The 18,971-nt window shown below is 66.4% G+C and carries 18 protein-coding genes; 10 read left to right on the forward strand and 8 right to left on the reverse strand.

The features are described 5' to 3' along the window. The first annotated feature begins 47 nt into the window (after window positions 1-47). The 5 genes from ACAW63_RS21870 to ACAW63_RS21890 all read left to right on the forward strand — a co-directional run bounded on the left by ACAW63_RS21870 (window position 48) and on the right by ACAW63_RS21890 (window position 3,598). Window positions 48-908 carry a LysR substrate-binding domain-containing protein gene (locus ACAW63_RS21870; protein ID WP_331318651.1) on the forward strand — a complete coding sequence of 287 codons (861 nt, stop codon included), beginning with the start codon at window positions 48-50 and terminating at the stop codon, window positions 906-908. 296 nt (window positions 909-1,204) lie between these two features. Further along, on the forward strand, window positions 1,205-1,795 hold the full coding sequence (locus ACAW63_RS21875; protein ID WP_371228709.1) for a flavodoxin family protein: 591 nt from the start codon (window positions 1,205-1,207) through the stop codon (window positions 1,793-1,795). Beyond that, window positions 1,792-2,022, forward strand: coding sequence for a DUF2798 domain-containing protein (locus ACAW63_RS21880; RefSeq protein ID WP_371228712.1), 231 nt, complete (start codon window positions 1,792-1,794; stop codon window positions 2,020-2,022). The genes ACAW63_RS21875 and ACAW63_RS21880 overlap by 4 nt, the downstream gene beginning before the upstream one ends. Before the next feature lie 140 nt (window positions 2,023-2,162). Further along, entirely contained in the window at window positions 2,163-3,203 is a 1,041-nt protein-coding gene (locus tag ACAW63_RS21885) for an alpha/beta fold hydrolase (RefSeq protein ID WP_371228714.1), read from the forward strand. Between the two features lie 83 nt (window positions 3,204-3,286). Then, window positions 3,287-3,598 carry a cupin domain-containing protein gene (locus ACAW63_RS21890; protein ID WP_371228717.1) on the forward strand — a complete coding sequence of 104 codons (312 nt, stop codon included), beginning with the start codon at window positions 3,287-3,289 and terminating at the stop codon, window positions 3,596-3,598. Window positions 3,599-3,675: 77 nt separating this feature from the next. Here the strand turns inward: ACAW63_RS21890 and ACAW63_RS21895 are convergent, their stop codons facing one another. The 5 genes from ACAW63_RS21895 to ACAW63_RS21915 all read right to left on the reverse strand — a co-directional run bounded on the left by ACAW63_RS21895 (window position 3,676) and on the right by ACAW63_RS21915 (window position 10,195). Continuing rightward, entirely contained in the window at window positions 3,676-3,885 is a 210-nt protein-coding gene (locus tag ACAW63_RS21895; RefSeq protein WP_015477564.1) for a cold-shock protein, read from the reverse strand. A 656-nt stretch (window positions 3,886-4,541) separates the two neighbouring features. Next, window positions 4,542-5,954, reverse strand: a complete 1,413-nt coding sequence (otsA, locus tag ACAW63_RS21900) for an alpha,alpha-trehalose-phosphate synthase (UDP-forming) (RefSeq protein ID WP_371228720.1) — start codon at window positions 5,952-5,954, stop codon at window positions 4,542-4,544. After that, window positions 5,936-7,735, reverse strand: coding sequence for a glycoside hydrolase family 15 protein (locus tag ACAW63_RS21905; protein ID WP_371228723.1), 1,800 nt, complete (start codon window positions 7,733-7,735; stop codon window positions 5,936-5,938). The genes otsA and ACAW63_RS21905 overlap by 19 nt, the downstream gene beginning before the upstream one ends. Then, the gene (gene otsB, locus ACAW63_RS21910; protein ID WP_371228725.1) at window positions 7,735-8,508 is read right to left on the reverse strand and encodes a trehalose-phosphatase; all 774 of its coding nucleotides are present in this window, start codon (window positions 8,506-8,508) and stop codon (window positions 7,735-7,737) included. The genes ACAW63_RS21905 and otsB overlap by 1 nt, the downstream gene beginning before the upstream one ends. A 235-nt stretch (window positions 8,509-8,743) precedes the next feature. Beyond that, window positions 8,744-10,195 carry an amino acid permease gene (locus ACAW63_RS21915; protein ID WP_371228727.1) on the reverse strand — a complete coding sequence of 484 codons (1,452 nt, stop codon included), beginning with the start codon at window positions 10,193-10,195 and terminating at the stop codon, window positions 8,744-8,746. 249 nt (window positions 10,196-10,444) lie between these two features. Between ACAW63_RS21915 and ACAW63_RS21920 the strand changes: the two genes are divergently transcribed. Both ACAW63_RS21920 and ACAW63_RS21925 read left to right on the forward strand, forming a co-directional pair. Then, the gene (locus ACAW63_RS21920; protein WP_371228729.1) at window positions 10,445-11,455 is read left to right on the forward strand and encodes an ABC transporter substrate-binding protein; all 1,011 of its coding nucleotides are present in this window, start codon (window positions 10,445-10,447) and stop codon (window positions 11,453-11,455) included. A gap of 545 nt (window positions 11,456-12,000) precedes the next feature. Beyond that, a complete protein-coding gene (locus ACAW63_RS21925) occupies window positions 12,001-12,861 on the forward strand; it encodes a hypothetical protein (protein ID WP_371228732.1) in 861 nt (286 codons plus the stop codon). A 10-nt stretch (window positions 12,862-12,871) separates the two neighbouring features. Here the strand turns inward: ACAW63_RS21925 and ACAW63_RS21930 are convergent, their stop codons facing one another. Next, complete coding sequence (locus ACAW63_RS21930) at window positions 12,872-13,786, reverse strand: LysR family transcriptional regulator (RefSeq protein WP_371228735.1); 915 nt, start codon at window positions 13,784-13,786, stop codon at window positions 12,872-12,874. Window positions 13,787-13,891: 105 nt separating this feature from the next. On the opposite strand from ACAW63_RS21930, the gene ACAW63_RS21935 reads away from it, so the two are divergent. Continuing rightward, a complete protein-coding gene (locus tag ACAW63_RS21935) occupies window positions 13,892-14,893 on the forward strand; it encodes a zinc-dependent alcohol dehydrogenase family protein (RefSeq protein WP_371228738.1) in 1,002 nt (333 codons plus the stop codon). 250 nt (window positions 14,894-15,143) lie between these two features. Here ACAW63_RS21935 and ACAW63_RS21940 read toward each other — a convergent pair whose 3' ends face one another. Beyond that, window positions 15,144-15,383: a cytoplasmic protein gene (locus ACAW63_RS21940; RefSeq protein ID WP_331318665.1), complete on the reverse strand. Its 240-nt coding sequence runs from the start codon at window positions 15,381-15,383 to the stop codon at window positions 15,144-15,146. A gap of 124 nt (window positions 15,384-15,507) precedes the next feature. On the opposite strand from ACAW63_RS21940, the gene ACAW63_RS21945 reads away from it, so the two are divergent. Continuing rightward, on the forward strand, window positions 15,508-16,206 hold the full coding sequence (locus tag ACAW63_RS21945) for an MOSC domain-containing protein (protein ID WP_331318667.1): 699 nt from the start codon (window positions 15,508-15,510) through the stop codon (window positions 16,204-16,206). Window position 16,207: 1 nt separating this feature from the next. On the opposite strand, the gene ACAW63_RS21950 is transcribed toward ACAW63_RS21945, so the two are convergent. Continuing rightward, window positions 16,208-17,158, reverse strand: coding sequence for a DMT family transporter (locus ACAW63_RS21950; protein ID WP_275611325.1), 951 nt, complete (start codon window positions 17,156-17,158; stop codon window positions 16,208-16,210). Between the two features lie 124 nt (window positions 17,159-17,282). Between ACAW63_RS21950 and ACAW63_RS21955 the strand changes: the two genes are divergently transcribed. Continuing rightward, a complete protein-coding gene (locus ACAW63_RS21955) occupies window positions 17,283-18,191 on the forward strand; it encodes a LysR substrate-binding domain-containing protein (RefSeq protein ID WP_371234751.1) in 909 nt (302 codons plus the stop codon). The last annotated feature ends 780 nt before the right edge of the window (window positions 18,192-18,971 follow it).

Here is an 18,971-nt window from a genome sequence, read left to right on the forward strand (position 1 = left end):
ACAAACGATAGATTTTGCGTAAATCTGATCAGTAGAACTTATCGATCATGCTCAAACACTGGCCTCCCCTGAACACCCTGCGCGGCTTCGAAGCCGCGGCCCGGCTGGGCAGCTTCCACAAGGCGGCGGAGGAACTGCACCTCACCCAATCCGCCATCAGCCAGCAAATCCGCAGCCTGGAAAGCTTCGTCGAGCAACCGCTGTTCTACCGCTCCGGGCGCAAGGTCGCCCTCACCGACGCCGGCTTCGACCTGCTCAGCACCACCCAGTCGCTGCTGCAACAACTGGCCGTGGGCATCCGTCGCCTGGACCAGTACCGCAAGCCCAACCAGCTGGTGGTCAACACCACCCCGGCCTTCGCCCGCCACTGGCTGGTGCCGCGCCTGGGCGACTTCCACGCGCGCCATCCGCAGATCGACCTGTGGCTGCTGACCACCAGCGAAACCCCGGACATGGCCACCCAGACCATCGACATCGCCGTGCGCGACGACCTCACGGCCCAGGCCGAATGCCGCTTCCGCGTGCTGCTGGAAGACCGCCTCTACCCCGCCTGCCATCCGCGCCTGCTCGACCAGCCACAGACCGCGCGCACCACCCTGCACGGCGAGCGGGAAATGGACTGGGCGCATTGGCAACTACAGGGCGGCGCCGACATCGGCCAGCGCAGCGCGGGGCTGAACTTCTCCGACCCCGGTTTGCTGCTGGATGCCGCCAGCCAGGGTCTGGGTATCGCGCTGGTCAGCCAGTTGCTGGCGGGCGATGCGCGGAAGAGCGACCTGCTGACGCCGCTGTGCGAGCAGACCGTGCGCGGGCCGAACTGGTCATTGCTGGTGCACCAGCAGAGTGAGCGGACCACGCAGGCTGGGCAGTTCTGCGCGTGGCTGGAGGGGGCGTTGGGGTTGGTTTGAGGTTGAGCGGGTAGATCAAGAGCCCCTCACCCCAGCCCTCTCCCAGAGGGAGAGGGAGCAGTCCACCCCGGTTGACGCCACTGTCTCATCCTGCACCTCACGGTCCCCTCTCCCTCCGGGAGAGGGTTAGGGTGAGGGCACGCCCCAATCCCAAACGATCAAACCTTTCCCCCACCTCGACGTCCCCCGCAATTCTCCCCTTGACCTCAAGTTCACTTGAACTCGTAGGGTTACACCAAGCCCGCTCCGAGCACCCCGGACGCGCCCTTCCCCTTGCGTGAGCCCACGGAGAAACCATGAAGACCCTCGCCATCCTCTACCACAGCGCCAGCGGCCGCACCGAGCGGATCGCCCAGACCATCGCCAGCGGCGCCCGCCTCGTGCCCGGCTGCGAAGTCCACCTGCTCAAGGCCCAGGACCTGATCGAGCGCCCGGAGGCCCTGCTCGCCTATCACGGCCTGATCCTCGGCTGCCCCACCTACCTGGGCGGCGTTTCGACGCCGCTGAAGGCCCTGATGGACGCCACCGGCCCGCTCTGGCGCCAGCAGAAACTGCGCGGCCGCCTCGCCGCCGGCTTCACCGTCTCGGCGCTGCCGGCGGGCGACAAGCAGTCCACGCTGATCTCGCTGTTCACCTTCTGCATGCAGCACGGCATGCTCTGGGCCGGCAATCCGATCCTCCCCGAGCAGCACCTGGGCGTGCCCCATGACGAGGCCGCCAACCGCCTCGGCTCCTGGTCCGGGCTGATGGCCCAGGCCGACAAGACCGCCCAGGACTTCGCCCCCGGCGACCTGAAGACCGCGCGGATGTTCGGCCAGCACTTCGCCGAAACCCTCGCCCGCCTGCACCAGCCGCACCTGGAAGCCACGCAGGAGGCCCACGCATGATCGCCCGCCGCTACAGTCCGTTGCTGTTCGCCCTGATCCTCTCCGGCGTGATGACCCTGCTGGTCTCCGGCCTCTCCACCTTCCGCGCCATCGGCCTTGCCCCCGGCTTCGCCCGGCTGTGGCTGGGCGCCTGGTTCACCAGCTGGTGCGTGGCCCTCCCGCTGGTGCTGGTCATCGCCCCGCTGACACGACGGCTGGTGGAGAAGCTGGTTCAGCCCGGTCCGTAGGATGGCGTGGAGCGTAGCGATACCCATCATCTCCAGTCGCAACGACAGCGGGCGGCACCGGGTGCAGGGATCACCAAATACGCCCGGTTCCGTCGGCTCGCCTACGCTTATCCGGGCCCACTCCAACCCGGGGATGAATCATGTCGGAACACTTCGATAGCAGCCGCCGCCACCTGATGCGCCTGGCTGCCGTGGCACTGGCGGCGTCGCAACTGCCCAATGTGGCGCAAGCCACCAGCGAACCGAGCAAGACCGCGCCGGCGACCAAGGCCGGCGGACATACCCAATTCAAGGCGCTCAAACAGATCGACGCCGGCCTGCTCAGCGTCGGCTACGCCGAGGACGGACCGGCGGACGGACCGGTGGTCATCCTGCTGCACGGCTGGCCCTACGACATCTACAGCTTCGTCGACGTGGCCCCGGCACTGGCGGCCCATGGCTTCCGGGTCATAGTGCCCTGGCTGCGCGGCTACGGCAGCACGCGCTTCCTCTCCGACAAGACCCTGCGCAACGGCCAACCGGCGGCGGTAGCCAGCGACATCATCGCCCTGATGGACGCGCTGAAGATCGACAAGGCCGTGCTCGCCGGCTTCGACTGGGGCGCGCGCACCGCCGACATCATCGCCGCCCTCTGGCCGGAACGCTGCAAGGCACTGGTGGCCGTGAGCGGCTACCTGATCGGCAACCAGCAGGCCGGCAAGCAGCCCTTGCCGCCGGAAGCCGAATTCCTCTGGTGGTACCAGTTCTACTTCGCCACCGAACGCGGCGCCGCCGGCTACGCGAAGAACACCCACGACTTCACCCGACTCATCTGGAAACAGGCCTCGCCGAAGTGGAACTTCGACGACGCCACCTTCGAGCGCAGCGCCAAGGCCTTCGAAAATCCCGACCACGTCGCCATTACCCTGCACAACTACCGCTGGCGCCAGGCCCTGGCCGAGGGTGAGCCGCAATACGACGAACTGGAACAGAAACTCGCCAAAGCTCCGCCCATCGGCGTGCCTACCATCACCCTGGAAGGTGACGCCAACGGCGCCTTCCACCCGCCGCCCAAGGCTTATGCGGCGAAGTTCACCGGCAAGTACGAGCACCGGACATTGACCGGAGGGATCGGGCACAACCTGCCGCAGGAAGCGCCGGAAGCATTCGTCAAGGCGGTGGTGGAGGTGGCGGCCTGGTAGCCGCGAGAGATCGACTCTTCTGATGTACCGTCCTGCCGCCCACTCACGTAGCATCGGCAAACAATCGATGGAGTCACACCACCTTGAAGATCATTCGCAGCAAGTGCTTCACGGCGAACCGCCCCTGGGGCGCGCTGGACATCGCCAACATGAATGGAATCACCACCCGCCTGCACTGGACCGACCAGCCCTACAAGTGGCACATCAACGACGGCGAAGAGGTGTTTGCGGTGCTCGACGGTCAGGTGGAGATGCATTACCGCGACGAGGATGGCGAACATCGGGTCATGCTGGAGAGCGGAGATATCTTCTACGCCTCGATCGGTACCGAGCATGTGGCCCATCCCCGGGGCGAGGCGCGCATCCTGGTGATCGAAAGCGAAGGCAGTGTCTGATCCAGCCCCCGACGGGGTCCGGCCGCAGAAATGAAAAAGCCCCGCATCAGCGGGGCTTTTTCCACAAGTGGCGTCGATTAGACGGCGCGAACTTGCTCGGCCTGCGGGCCTTTCTGGCCGGCGGTCACGATGAAGCTGACCTTCTGGCCTTCGTCGAGGGACTTGTAGCCGTTGCCTTCGATCTGACGGAAGTGAACGAATACGTCCGGGCCGCTTTCCGGGGTGATGAAGCCGAAGCCCTTCTCAGCGTTGAACCACTTGACGGTGCCGTTTTGACGATCGGACATGATGTTGTCTCCAGATATAGATTGCTAAAGGCCAGCCGAATACCGACCGACCATGAGCTGAATGCGTAGTGAAGAGGTGCCGAGGAGATGGAACATCGTGTAGACAGAACATCAAGTCGCGGCGCTTTACCGGGCAGGCAGCGCGAGCAGAATACATGGGGCGCAGGGAATTGGTAGCTTTTTTTCACTCCTGTGGGGGTATTTGACGGGCGGTCGAGGGTTCTGAACGGGGTTCGGGCATGGGCAAAGGCCCGGTTTTAGGGGCTTTTACGCCTGTCGAGTGGTGGATTTTCGATTGTTTTGCCGGAGGTTCGAAGGCCTGGCCCGCTCCCTCGGGGAGGGGCTTTCGCAGGAGCGGACTCTGCCGGCGATGCTTTTGATCTTTGTTTGGGTGTCCAGTGTCGCTTCGGCGCACGAACCCCAAGTCCGCGAACGACAAAGTGCGGTTCGCGAGCAATCCGCTCCTACGAGCCCGAAAGCCCCTCTCCCTAACCCTCTCCCGCAAGCGGGAGAGGGGACCGTACGGCGCAGGATGAAACCTTGACGTCAGCCGGCACGGGCAGCTCCCTCTCCCTTCGGAGCGGGGCGCGCAGCCAGGGCCGGGGAGAGGGAAAATCGCAGGCACGACCGTGCTCCTACCGGCCAATCACCCCACCTCAATGCCCGAGGTAATGGTTCGACAACCAGTTCAGCGCCCTCCCCGGCCTGGTCAGCGCATCGATGAAGCTCGGCCCCCAGAACCGTATGTCATTGGCCTGCAACACCGCGTACATGTCCCGATGCCGCGCCCGGCGTTCGCTCAGGGGCATGCGCAGGGCGGTGTCGATGGCGTCGGCCAGGGCATCGCGGTCGTGGGGGTTGATGATCAGCGCGCCACCCAGCTCGGCGGCGGCGCCGGCGAACTGGGAGAGGATCAGCACGCCAGGGTCGTCCGGGTCCTGCGCGGCGACGAACTCCTTGGCCACCAGGTTCATGCCGTCGCGCAAGGGCGTCACCAGACCGATGCGGGCGTGGCGCATGACCATGGCGACGTCCTCACGGCGGTGATTGCGTGCCACGTAGCGCAGCGGCACCCAGGACACGGCGCCAAAGCGACCGTTGATGTGCCCTACCCGCGCGCTGACGGCGGCGTCGATATCAGCGTATTCGGGGATGCCCTGGCGGCTTCCGGGGGATATCTGCAGGCAGGTCACGCCGTTGTGCCACTCCGGGTAGCGTTCCAGGAAGCGTTCGTAACCGTCCAGTCGATTGACGATGCCCTTGGAATAGTCGAGACGGTCCACCCCGACCATCAGCGCGCGGCCACCCAGGCTTTCGCGCAATTCGTCGGCGGCCTCGCTGTGCGAGGCTTCCTCGGCCAGCTGGCGGAAGCCGTCGGCGTCCACACCCACCGGGAACACGCCAACGCGAAAGTGCTGATCCTCCAGGTGATAGCGGCGACCGTCGGGTGTGGCGGCGCCGACTACGCGGGTGAGGTAGCGGGCGAAGTTGCTGGCGTCGTTTTCGGTCTGGAAGCCGATGAGGTTGTATTCGGTGAGCGCGCGGATCAGCTCGGCATGATGCGGGAGCGCGGTGAGCAGATCAGCCGGCGGCATGGGGATGTGCAGGAAGAAACCGATGCGGTTGGCGTGGCCGCGGGCGCGCAAGGCCAGGGCGAGCGGAATGAGGTGATAGTCATGCACCCAGAGCACGTCGTCCGGCTCCAGCAGCGGGCTCAGGCGCTCGGCGAAGAACTCGTTGACGCGCCGGTAGCCGCCGAAGTCGGCTTCGCTGAATTCGGCGAGGTCGACGCGGTAGTGCAGGATGGGCCAGAGCACGCGGTTGGCGAAACCGTTGTAGTACTCATCGAAGTCCTGCGGGGGCAGGTCGGTCAGCATGTAGGTGAGGTTGCCACGTTCGATGATGGTCAGCGGGCCCGGTTCTTCGGCAACCTGTCCGCTCCAGCCGAACCAGATGCCTTCGCGCTCGCGCATGGCGGCCTCCACCGCGACGGCGAGGCCACCGGGTGCGGCCGGGTGGTGTTCATCGGGCACCATGACCCGGTTGGAAATCACCACGAGGCGCGGCATAGACCTTCCTCCCAGCCGATGGACAGACGCATGGCTGAGTTGATCAGACCAGCCATGGAGTAGGTCTGCGGGATGTTGCCCCAGAGCTCGCCCGTGTGCGGATGCAGGTCTTCGGAGAGCAGGCCGTAGCGGTTGCGCGCGGCGATCAGTTCCTCGAACAACGCACGGGCCTCGTCGCGGCGACCGATGGCCGCGAGCGCGTCGAGGTACCAGAACTTGACCACCAGGAAGGCGGTTTCCGGCACGCCGAAGTCATCCGGCGCGGCGTAGCGCAGCAGGTGGCCGTTGACGTTGAGTTCGCGGCCGATGCATTCGACGGTGGCGATGAAGCGCGGGTCGTCGGCTTCGATGATGCCCAGTTCGTTCATCAGCAGCACGCTGGCGTCGAGGTCGTCATGACCGAAGGCGCCGGTGAAGCATTGCTTCTTCTCGCTCCAGGCCTCGGCGAGGATGCGCTCGCGCAGGTTGCCGGCCTTCTCCATCCAGGCCGCGCCCGCCTCGGCCCGGCCCAGGCGTCGGGCGATGCGTCCGACGCGGTCGCAGGCGACCCAGCAGAGCAGCGCGGAATGGGTGTGGATGCGCTGCCGGCCACGGTATTCCCAGATGCCCGCATCGGGCTCGAAGGCAGCGTGCACGGCCTTGTCGGCGAGGGACTCGAGCAGTTGCAGCATGCCGTCGCTGCTCGGGCTGGGCAGGCGGTCGTCGACGAAGCTCTGCAGTACCGCGAGCACCACGGAGCCGAACACATCGTGCTGGTTCTGCTCCACCGCCTGGTTGCCGACGCGCACCGGGGCGTGGCCGAGGAAACCGGCCAGGTTCGGCTCGTCGCGCTCGGTCAGGTCCATGTCGGGGATGATCCCGTACAGCGGCTTGAGTTCGGCGTCGCCGCTGGCCACGGTGGTGATGAAGTCGATGTAGCCCTCCATGGTGCGCGTGGCGCCCAGGCGATTGAGGGCGAGGATCACGAAGTACGCATCGCGCAGCCAGCAGTAGCGGTAGTCCCAGTTGCGCTGGGAACCGGGCGCCTCGGGGATGGAGGTGGTGGCGGCGGCGATGATCGCGCCGGTCTCCTCGAAGTTGCACAGTTTGAGGGTGATGGCCGAGCGGATCACCACCTGCTGCCACTCGAAGGAGATTGCCAGGCCTCGCACCCAGTCGTGCCAGTGCCCCTGGGTACGCTTGAGGAATTCGCGGACGACGTCGCCGGGGGCGTTGTCCAGCGGCTCGTCCATGCCGATCACCATGCTCAACGGGTGGCGCAGGGCGAAGCGGGTTTCGTTGAGCAGGTAGGACAACGGCGCGTCCGTGGTCAGGCGGATCGGCTCGTCGCCGTCCAGGTAGCGGATGTGGCTGGAGCCCGCCACGCTGCGGCGCGGCTTGCCATAGCCATGGGTCGGGCGCACGCGCAGGGTGACCTTGGGCAGCCCTTCCAGCGGTTCGATCAGCCGGCACAGCTGGGCCGGGCGGAACACCCGGCCGTACTGCAGAAAGCGTGGGGCGAAGTCGGTGATGCGCACTGCTCCGCCGCTGTCGTCACGCAGAATTGTGGTGATAATTGCGGTGTTGCGCTGGTACTCGGACGTATGGCTGACCTGGCCGTCGAGCAGCACGTCGGCGAAGCCCTTTTCCTCATCACCGGCCAGCAGCCGGGAGAACGCCGGGTCGCCATCGAAGTTGGGGTAGCACCACCACACCAGCCGCCCTTGTGGATTCACCAGGGCAGCCACGCGGCAGTTGCCGATCAGGCCCAGTTCCAGTGCTCCTTCGTGCCGTTCAGTCATCAATCGTTTCCTCCGGCCGCCGTGATAAGTGCAGTACGAACCGCCGCCGCATCGGCGAAGACGGCACTCGCCCCCGGCAGCATGCGCCCGACCGAGAGCCCCAGCCCTTGCAGGCTGGGCATCAGGGCCAGGGCGGGTTGGTCGGTGAGGTCGTCGCCGATGAACAGTGGACGGCGCCCGGCGAAGGCCGGTGTGGTCATCAGGCGCTGGACGGCGCCGGCCTTGTCCACGCCTTCGGTGACGATTTCGTAGACCTGCTTGCCCCCCAGCAGGCGCAGTCCCGCGCCGTGTGGCGCATCGAGCAGCGCCTCCAGTGCCTTGAGCAGTGCCGCCGCGCTGTCGGGCGCGGCGCGGTAATGCAGGGCGAAGCTGCTGCCCTTGTCTTCGGCCAGTACGCCGGCGTGGGCGCAGGCCAGCGCGTTGAGCTGCACGCGCACGCAGGCGGACAGGTCCTTGGTGGTACGGCGCAACGGGCTGTCGCCGGTTTCGCGCCAGTGGGCGCCGTGACCGCCGCTGGCGGGCAGGCGCAGAGGATGAAAGAGCCGGTCGAGCTCTTCGACCGGGCGCCCACTGATCAGGGCCAGGGCACCGTCGAGGCGTCGATGCAGCTCGCTGAGCGCATCGACCAGCCCGGGCGAGACGTGCACCGCGTCGGGGGTTTCGGCGATGTCCAGAAGGGTTCCGTCGACATCCAGGAACACGGCGGTCTGCGTGTGCTGGCCAAGCCAGAGTTGCAGTAGCGCAGTGGCTGAGACCTCGCTGAGCGGGGTCATGGCCGTGTCGACAGGTCCTCGTTGCAGGGGACGTGACATAAGCCATTTTCTCCGGTTGCAGCTCGTGCCGTTGCGCCTGCGAAGCCACAACGGACGGTTGAAGGAGTCAATGGACCGTAACACGCATGAACCAGGGGGTCGACCGGAAATGGCCCGAACGGTGCATGGCAGAAGGCCGCCCTGGGGCGGCCTTGAAGCTGCCCCGGCCAGCCTGGGCCGAGGCTTTGGCGATACGTCAGAGGACCAGGTGACCGCTCCACAGACCGAGCAGGCCGGCCACGGCCATGGCGATCACGACGAGGCAGAGGATCCATTCCACGGCGCTGAGTTTTTCCCGCTGCTCGCGCTTGCCGAGGATGAACAGCGGCAGGCCCACGGCCCAGACCACTGCGGCCAGCAGCACGTATTTCAGGCCGGCGCCATAGAGCATGAACAGCACGAAACACACGGCGAAGGCCGACAGCGCCATTTCCCAATAGCGGCCATGGGCCTGGTCACCCTCATAGCCACGGCCGATGCAGGCGCTCTTGAACGAGTACATCGACGACAGCAGGTAAGGAATCAGCGCCAGCGAAGTGGAGAACGACAGCAGCGCGAGGTAACCCGCATGGCTGAAGCCGGCGACCAGCATCATCGCCTGGGCAATACCGGTGGTGAGCCACATGGCATTGCGCGGCGCGCCATTGGCGTTGAGCCGACCGAGCCAGCCGGTGGCGCTCTTGCCACGGCCGGAGAGCATCACTTCCTCGGCGCTCAGGGCGACCCAGGCGATCAGTGCGCCGACCACCGAGACGATCAGGCAGAGGTTGATCAAGGTACCGCCCCAGGGCCCGACCATCGCAGCCATCAGGCCGGCCATGGACGGCTGGTGCAGCTGGGTGATCTGTGCGGCGGGCAGGATGCCCAGCGCCAGTACCGAGGTACCCACCAGCAGCAGCGAGACGATGATCGCACCGAGGGTGGACGCCTTGGCCACGTCGGACAGCTTGCGTGCGCGGGTAGCGTAGATGGTGCCCGACTCCAGGCCGATCAGCGTCCACATGGCAGCCAGCAGCACCGTCTTGCTCTGCTCGAAGATCGAGGTACCGTGGCTCTGGCCTCGGAAGTCGGTCATGAACACACGGCTGTCGAAGTGGTAGAGAGCCAGGCCGATGAACAGCACAATGGGCACCACCTTGGCCACGGTGGCGATGTTGTTAACCATGGTGCTGGTTTTCACTCCGCGCAGCACCAGCGCGTTGATCACCCACAGCAGTGCGGAAGCAGCGAAGATCGCAGGCCAGGTGGTGCCATCGCCGAAGTAGGAAAACACTCCGAAGGCGCCCAGGGCACTGAAGATCACCACCAGGTAGGAAGCGTTGCCGATGGCGTCGCCGGCACCGTGACCGTAGGCGCCGATGAAGCCTGCGATATGCCCGAAGCCGGCCTTTGACCAACCGTAGATGCCGTCATCGATGCTGGGCTGGCGCAGTGTGAGGTTGCGGTAGACCGAGACCAGCGAGAGCATCCCGAAGGCCACGATGGCCCAACCGCAGAGAATGCCGAGGGCGCCAGCGCCGCCCGTGAGCGTAGCGGGCAAGGCGAAGATGCCCGAACCGATGGCGCTGCCGACGATCAGTGAAGTGAGGCCAAACAGTCCGACCTTGCCGTCGCCCGCGCCGCCCTCCACGTGAGGTAGATGTTTCATGATTCGACTCCTTCCGAAACTGGCCCTGCCGGGTCGTTGATTCCGTTCTAATCCCCGGGAGAAGGCGTCAGGCTGATCTGAGGCAGGCGCAGGCCGATGCAAGCCTCGAACTTTTTCGAGGGCGCATTCCGTCCATTGACGCAGCCTTCGGAGCGAGGCCGCGCTGGAGGTCCTCGCCGGTCGGGTCGGGACGGACCATCTACGCTAGAAGGCTGACAACTGACTTCTGAGCACGACAAGGACCCGCACATGCACACGATCACACGCTGGCTGGGCACCGCGCTGCTCGCCCTCGGCCTGCTGGGCCAGGGCGTCACCGCCGAGGAGCGCAAACCGATCCACTTTGGCGAACTGACCTGGGAGAGCGGCAGCCTGATCACCGAGATGCTGCGCCTGCTGGTGGAAAAGGGTTACGGCTACCCCACCGACACCCTGCCCGGCAGCACCGTGACCCTGGAGGCGGCGCTGGCGCGCAACGACATCCAGGTCATCGGCGAGGAATGGGCCGGGCGCAGTCCCGCCTGGGTCAAGGCCGAGGCCGAACACAGGGTCTATGGCCTGGGCGATATCGTGAAGCACGCCGACGAAGGCTGGTGGGTGCCGGACTACGTGGTCCACGGCGACCCGGCGCGGGGCATCGCCGCGCTGGCGCCGGACCTGCGCTCGGTGGCCGACCTGCCGCGCTACCACGAGGTGTTCCGCGACCCCGAATCGCCGGACAAGGGACGCTTCCTCAACAGCCCCACCGGCTGGACCTCGGAAATCGTCAATTCGCAGAAGCTCAAGGCCTATGGCCTGGGGAACAGCTACGTGAACTTCCGCAGCGGCTCGGGCGCGGCGATGGACGCCGAGATCGCCTCGTCGATCCGCCGTGGCAAGCCGGTGCTGTTCTACTACTGGTCGCCGACCCCGCTGATGGGCCGCTACAAGCTGCTGCGCCTGGAGGAGCCGCCGTTCGACGCCGAAGCCTGGAAGACCCTGTCCGACCCCGACAACCCCAATCCACGCGGCAGCCGCTCGCTGCCGGCAAAGCTGTCGGTGGGCGTCTCCGCGCCCTTCCACCAGCAGTACCCGGAGCTGGTGGCGCTGTTCGAGAAGGTCGACATCCCCATCGACCTGCTCAACGCCGCCCTGGCGAAGATGAGCGAGACGCGCCAGCCGCCGCGTGACGCCGCACGGGACTTCCTCAAGGCCAACCCGCAGGTGTGGCAGGGCTGGCTGCCGGCCGAGCAGCGCGCCAGGGTCGAGGCCGCCCTATGAGTCCGGCGTTCCCGCAAGGCCTTTATTCCATCGCCGGGCCGGTGAGCCACCTCCTGGTGCCGAACCAGGGCGACGGCCTGCACCAGATCGGCCCCGCCGTACGCGAAGCGGCGCGCGGCCTCGGCGCCACGCGCTGCAGCCGCGGCGCTACGCCGAGCTGCCGGAGGCTATGCCACGGCTGTCCAGGCTGCTGCGCGGCTTGCCAGCCCGCCAAGCGGGATCCACGGCGGTCGCGCCATGAGCGCCCCGGTGGTCTACCAGGCCGACGGACACCGCGCATAAAGGAAAACGGCTGTTGCCGACATCCTGTCCGCACCAGCCGTTTGGGTTGCCCTCAGCAAAGGACCTACCAACCGTAGGTCATTGCTATCAATTTGCCTTCCCCCTCCTCCCGCATCGGACTTCCGTACGAGCATCGAACCGTTTCCCCCGCTGTGGTGGTTCCACTATCCCATGGCCGTTGACAGTGGCTACCATGCACGCTCGTACCGGCTGGCAGGCAATCCCCAGCGCCCTCCCCACAACAGCGATTCGACCGCCCCTCCATGACCGACTCCGCCCGCCGCCCCGCCCTGCGCCTCGCCCTCTGCGCCACCGCCCTGACTCTCGCCGCTGCTGCCGGATTCTTCCTCTGGCAGAGCTTCTACCCGGTCCGGGCTGCCGATGGCTGGAGCGTCGAAGTAGTACAGCGCGAAGTGAAGAAGGCCGCTTCCATCGTGCCCCTGCCCGACGGCGGCCTGCTGGTCAGCCAGGAGCTGAAGGACGGCCAGGGCAACATCCTGCGCATCACTCCCAGCGGCGAGCGCAAGGTGGTGATCGATGGCCTGTCCAAACCGGACGGCCTGATCGCCGCCCACGGCGGCTGGGTGTTCAGCCAGGAAGCGGACGACAAGCCCGTGCAGATGCTGCGGGAGGGCAAGCTCAGCACGCTGTTCCAGGGCAACTCGGTGCAGGGGTTGTGGGACGACGGCGACTTCCTCTACGCCATCGAGGACCGCCACGACAGCGGCCGACTGCTGCGCTACCGCTGGAGCGACGGCGAACTGAGCGTGGTGCGCGACCGCCTCGACGAAGCCGAATCGATCACCCGCTGCAGCGACGGCCGCCTGCTCTACACCCAGAAGAACCAGGGCAAGCTCCGTCAGCTCAGCGATGACGGCAACGACCCGGAAATCCTCGGCGGCCTGAACAAACCCACCTTCGTCATGTGCGATGCACGCGGCATCTGGATCAGCGAAGACTCCACCCACCGCGCGCGCCTGCTGCTGTGGGACGGCAAGGGCGAGCCGCAGACCGTGCTGTCGTTCCTCAAGGCGCCCCAGGCCCTGGTCGCCGACGGCAAGGGTGGCTACCTGCTCGCCGAGGGCGGGCGCAACCGCGTGCTGCGGCTCGCGCCGGCGAAATGACGCAGCCGCCCTACTCCGCAAGCCCCGGCATCACCAGGCCGGGGATTACCTCAACCAGCGCATCGATGGCCAGACGGACTTTGCGCGGCAACTGAGTGGTCTGCAGCCAGGTGGCGTGGACGCCGTAGAGGAAGCCAGGCTGCTGCGGAAGAAGTTCTTCCAGCTCGCCGGCCATAATGGCTTCGCCCACCAGCCAATACGGCAACCACGCCAACCCCATGCCGCGAACCGCAGCATCGGCGATGGCCGCCAGGTCGTCGAAACGCAGCCGCGAGTTCGGCGCAAACTCCACCGGCGCCAGCCCTTCGCAGGGGAACAGCCACGGGTTGATTCGCCCGGAGCGGTGATAGACCAGCAGGTGGTGCTCAGCCAGTTCCGCGATGCCTGCGGGCCTGCCGTGTTGCGCCAGGTATGCCGGTGCGGCGCATACCACCATGCGTTGCCGGCCGATACGGCGGGCAATCACCCCGGCCCGTGGCTCCGGTTCGCCGGTACGGATGGCCAGGTCGATCTGTTCATCCGCCAGGTCGGTCAGGCGGTCGCTGAAGCGCAGGTCCAGTTCCAGGTGCGGATAACGCTGTGCCAGTTCCAGCAGGACCGGCGCTACGCAGCGCCGGCCGAAATGCACCGGCATGGCCACCCGCAGCCGGCCACGCGGCTCGGCCACCTCGCCGGCGGCGAGGATGTCCGCCGCCTCGGCATCGGCGAGCAACGCACGACAGCGCTCGTAGTAAATCCGCCCGGCCTCGGTGAGGCTCTGCCGGCGCGTGCTGCGCTGCAGCAAGCGGACACCCAGGCGCTCTTCGAGAAAGCGCACATGCTTGCCCACCATGGGGGCGGACATTTCCAGGGCATCGGCCACGGCCGCGAAGGACCCGAGGTCCACCGCGCGAACGAACACCGACATACTGGTCAGACGATCCATTCGTAACTCCTGATTTCGACTCAACATTTCCATAGGCCATTTATCGCCTTTTTTCCATGCCGGATAGTGGCTTTACGTCGAATCACTTTCGTATAGGAGCCTCACATGGAAAAAGTCACCACACGGGCCGTTCGCTTCCACCAGATCGGCGGGCCGGACGTCCTGCGCATCGAACCGCTGGAAATTCGCCAACCCGGCCCGGACGAGGTGAGCATCCGGGTCAAGGCCCTGGGGCTGAACCGTGCCGAGGTGCTGCTGCGCACGGACCGTTACATCGAAAGCCCGCGACTGCCCTCCGGCCTCGGCCTGGAGGCCACAGGCATCGTCGAGGCGGTGGGCAGCAAGGTTCACGGCTTCGCTGCAGGGGATGCGGTGAGCGTGCTGCCTCCCACGTCGATGCAGGAGCAGCCAACCCACGCCGAGCACCTGGTAGTACCGCAGTCGCGCCTGGTGAAGAACCCGCCGGGGCAGACCTGGAGCGATGCCGCCGCCACCTGGATGCAGTACCTCACCGCCTACGGCGCGCTGGTGCAGGTCGCCGGGTTGCGCGCCGGTGACTTCGTCGTGATCACCGCTGCCTCCAGCAGCGTCGGCCTGGCCGCCATCCAGATTGCCCGGCGCGTTGGCGCGGTGCCGATCGCGGTAACCCGCAGTTCGGCGAAACGCGATGCGCTGCTGCAATCGGGCGCCGCCGAGGTGATCGCCAGCGACGAGGAAGACCTGCGCGCGCGGCTGTTCGAGATCACCGGCAAAGTCGGCGCGCGAGTGGTGTTCGACCCGGTGGGTGGGCCGATCTTCGAGCCGCTGACCGCCGCCATGGCCGAGGGCGGCATGCTCATCGAGTACGGCGGGCTGAGCCCCGAGCCGACGCCCTTCCCGCTGTTCGAGGTGCTGAGCCGCTCGCTGGTGCTGCGCGGCTACCGCGTCTACGAAGTGCTGGAAGACCCGGCGCGCCTGCAGGCGGCCAAGGACTTCATCGTCGAGGGGTTGGCCGACGGCTCGCTGCGGCCGGTCATCGCCCGCCGCTTCGGGTTCGACGAGATCGTCGAGGCCTACCGCTACCTGGAATCGAACCAGCAGTTCGGCAAGGTCGTGGTCACCCTGTAGCCATCGCACACCCCGCTGCGCAGGATGAAGCGGAGCCAGGGTGCCCGTTAACTAGAGGCCCCGCGGCCGTTCCGGTGGGCGGCACGCCGGGCGCATTCGGCGTGCCGCGTCAGCTCAGGGTGGCCAGGTAGCTGAAGGCATCGCGGACGGAGTCCGCTCCTAGGTTGCATGGCTTTTCCTGTAGGAGCGGACTCCGTCCGCGATTCGCCGGCAACGCCGGCGCGTCCAAGGTTCGCGAGCAGGCTCGCTGCTACAAATTCTCCAGAACCATCGGCCGATACAGCGGCTCGCAGGCCAGCAGCTTGATACCGGCCGGAGAGCTTTCCAGCAGACGGCGCTCGCCGTCGGCAACCTGCAACTCAAGAACGAAGCCCTGTCCACCTAGCGCGTCCGCGATGGCACGCACGGCGTCGCGCGCCCAGGGCAGGTCGGAGTCGAAATGGCCGAGCAACTGACCGTGTCGCTGGATGGTGAGGCGGTACTTCTGCATGGGATCTCCTTGGTGGAATCATTGGATGCGACACTTTGTATCGAGTCGATACCTTGACGAAGGCTACCCATCTGAACGATTTTGTCCAGGTAGTTTTTGATCGATACCATAACCGGGAGCGTCCATGAGCCTGCCCAGTATTTCCCTCGACACCCTCCTCACCGGCCGCGCCGAGCCCTTCACCCGTCCCGGCTCGCGCAGCGCCATCGCCAAGGCGCCGCGCCAGGGTTCGCTGGCGGTCACCAGCCTGGGCCTGGAGAGCGACGAGCAAGGCGACCTGCGCGTGCACGGTGGCGTGGAGAAGGCCATCCACCACTACCCCCGCGAGCACTACGCACAGTGGATCGCCGAGCTGGGCGAACACCCGCTGCTGACACGCCCCGGCGCCTTTGGCGAGAACTTCAGCACCCACGGCTGGACCGAGGCGGACCTCTGCCTGGGCGACCGGGTGCGCGCCGGCACGGCGCTGCTGGAGGTGTCCCAGGGGCGCATGCCGTGCTGGAAACTCAACGACCGTTTCGAGTTGCCACAGATGGCCCTGCGGGTGCAGGAGTCCGGACGCACCGGCTGGTATTACCGGGTGCTGGAGGAAGGGGTGATCGCCGCTGGCGCACCTCTGGAACTGGTAGAGCGGCGCCATGGCGACTGGTCGTTGCAGCGACTCTCCGCCGTGCTCTTCGACAAGCGCGTGGACGCCGAAATCCTGCGCGACTGCCTGGAACTGCCGCTGCCGCCGAACTGGCGCCGCACCCTGTCGCGGCGCCTGGAGAACGGCGCGGTGGAGGACTGGAGCCCGCGCCTCGAAGGCAGCCCGAAGGCCTGAATCAGGACTCGACGGCGCGTGCCGGAGCCTCGGCCGGCGCACGGTGCAGGCCGATGGCCCAGAGCACGCCACCGGTCAGCAGGACGATGGCCAGCGCCTCCACCGGGCTCGGCAGGCGCTGCTGGTGCAGGTAGGCGTAAGCGCAGGCGAACAGCGTCTCGAAGACGATCAACTGGCCGCCCAGGCTCATCGGCAGGCGACGGGTCGCGGCGTTCCACAGGCCGTTGGCCACCCAGGAGCCGAATACGGCGAGGAACAGCGACACCCAGAGGAAGGCCATCCAGCGCTCCGCTGCGATGCCGGTGGGTACCGCCTGCGGGGCAATCAGCACGCCCACGCCGGCCAGCACGATGGCCATGACGCCGGTGACCACGCCGATCAGCGTCGACCATTCGTGGCTGTTGAAGTGGCTGGCCTTCAGGTAGCGCGCGTTCGCCGTGGCGTACCAGGACCAGCAGGCCACTCCGCAGAAACCGCAGACGATACCGAGGATGCGCTCGCCCGGCGTGCTCCCGGAGGCCATCAGCGCGGTGGGGTCGAGGTTGATGCAGAGGATGCCCAGGGCCACCAGCGCCAGCGGGAATTTCATCCGCGACAGCGGCAGCGAGTCGTGCTCGGAACGGCTGCAATAGCTGATCGCCAGCGGCATGATGCCGTTGATCAGCGAGGCCGCCGCCACCCCGGCGAACTGCACCGCCGCCGAGAGCAGCGCGAAGTACAGCAGGTTGCCGGCCAGGGACAGGCGTACCAGCATCGACAGGTCCTCGCGGCTGATCCGGCGAAACAGGCCGACGGCGACCGGCAGCGCGATCAGCAGGGAAATGGCGCCGTACAGGGCGAAGCGCACGGAACTGATCAGCAGCGGGTTGAATTCCGGCACGAGCGACGGCGCGAGGATCACCCCGCCCCAGATAGCACCCGCCATGCCTGCATAGACCACCCCGCGCTTCATCACCCTTTACCTCTGTCAGTCGGAAATGCCGCCACGGTAGCGCCTGTGCTAGCGTCTGACCAAGGATAAATCCGCACCGAGACATTCCCAGCAGGAATGTCACAAGATTTCCCGGAGAACCATCATCAGCCGTTATCTGCGTACCCTGCCGCCACTGGAAACCCTGATCACCTTCGAGGCTGTCGGCCGCTGCGGCAGCTTCACCCTGGCCGCCACCGAGCTGTTCCTCACCCAGAGCGCGGTGAGCAAGCAGATGCGCGCGCTGGAGGAGAGCCTCAAGGTGCCGCTGTTCGAGCGCAAGCCGCGCGGTGTCACCCTCACCGCCGCCGGCGCCGAGCTGCTGGGCACCGTGGACATGCTGCTCGACCGCCTGCAGCACAGCGTGCGGCGCATCCGCAACGTGCACCAGAGCAACGCCGTGTCGGTGCTGGCGACCCACGCGCTGGCGCAGTTCTGGCTGTTCCCCAAGCTGATCGAGTTCAACAAGGCGCATCCGGGCATCGCCGTGCACGTGCACGCGATCAACGAGATGGACGAGGCCAGCCTGGTGGACTTCGACCTCGGCATCCTCTACGGCGCCGGCGACTGGACCACGCTGAACAGCCAGTTCGTGCTGCCGGAGATCGTCTACCCGGTGGCGCGCCCAGACCTCGACGTCTCCGCCATCCGTACGCTGGAGCAACTGGCCGCCGCGCCCCTGGTGCAACTCGACACCTCGGCCTGGAGCTGCCTGGACTGGCACGACTGGTTCGGCCACTTCGGCAAGGACTACCAGCCGGCGGAGAGCGACCCGGTGTTCAACCAGCTCACCCTCGCCTATCGCGCCGTGCAGCAGGGCATGGGCATCGGCCTGGCGTGGAGCTTCATGGCCGACGAGGCGGTGGCCAAGGGCGAGATGCAGCGGGTGACCGACCACGCGCTGGTGACCGAGCGCGGCGAGTACCTGGTGTCGCTGCGGCACCGCCAGTTGTCGCCATCGGCGCAGCTGTTCCATGACTGGCTGCTGGCGTCGGTGGGTGCGGCCTCAGGCTGAGTCGACGCTGGGCTGGCTGACCTCAGCCTTCGCCCTCCTCGCGCAAGCGCAGCGCCGTTTGCACGTCAGGTCTGCCAGTTGTGTATTCATCTGCGCCACCTGGCCGATCAGATCGCCCACACCTGCAGCACGTTGATCCTATCGAAGCCCTGCCAGGTTCATAGAGCAATGTGGCGGCGTAGGATGCCGTCGATCCGTTGCCCCCTACCATGGCGTTTAGCTTCTATCGCTTGTCGGGATACCGCCTCTAGTTTCAGACAAACCCTATAGTGGAGTGCTTTTCATTCACGGTAGGTTCATCGGCTACTCGCCAATCAAACAAGGATGGCCGATGAGCAGGATCAATCGAGGTCCAGGACCTATCCCGGGGCGCAACCTTCTGGCACGCCCAAACCCTCCCCCAGAGCTGTACCGAGGTGAAGAGCCCGCACGACCTGATCCCCTTCCTGAACTGAAGAAGACTCCACCTGCGCCAGCGCCGATCGGAATCGTCTTTGCCAAGTGCTGCAAACTCCCCGACAGGGAAATTGACTACGCCAACAGACAGGGGGCCTTCCCCATCGACACGGCCAAGGACTATGGCAACCTTGTCCTGCTGGGTGGCCGTGAAGTCGATGGCAGCGGAGAACTACCGCTCAGAAGGATCAGTGGAAACATTCCCGCAGGGTTCGGCTCGCTGGCCCTGCGCGGGCTTGCAGGCCCTGGTGCAGGTGCGTCTTGTGGCGGGCTCTGCGGGGGCACACCGGCTGGCGGGCGTATAGCTGCCGAAGCGGGTGGTCG

Origin of the sequence: Pseudomonas sp. QE6 (assembly GCF_041379005.1) — a bacterium.
Lineage (GTDB): Bacteria > Pseudomonadota > Gammaproteobacteria > Pseudomonadales > Pseudomonadaceae > Pseudomonas.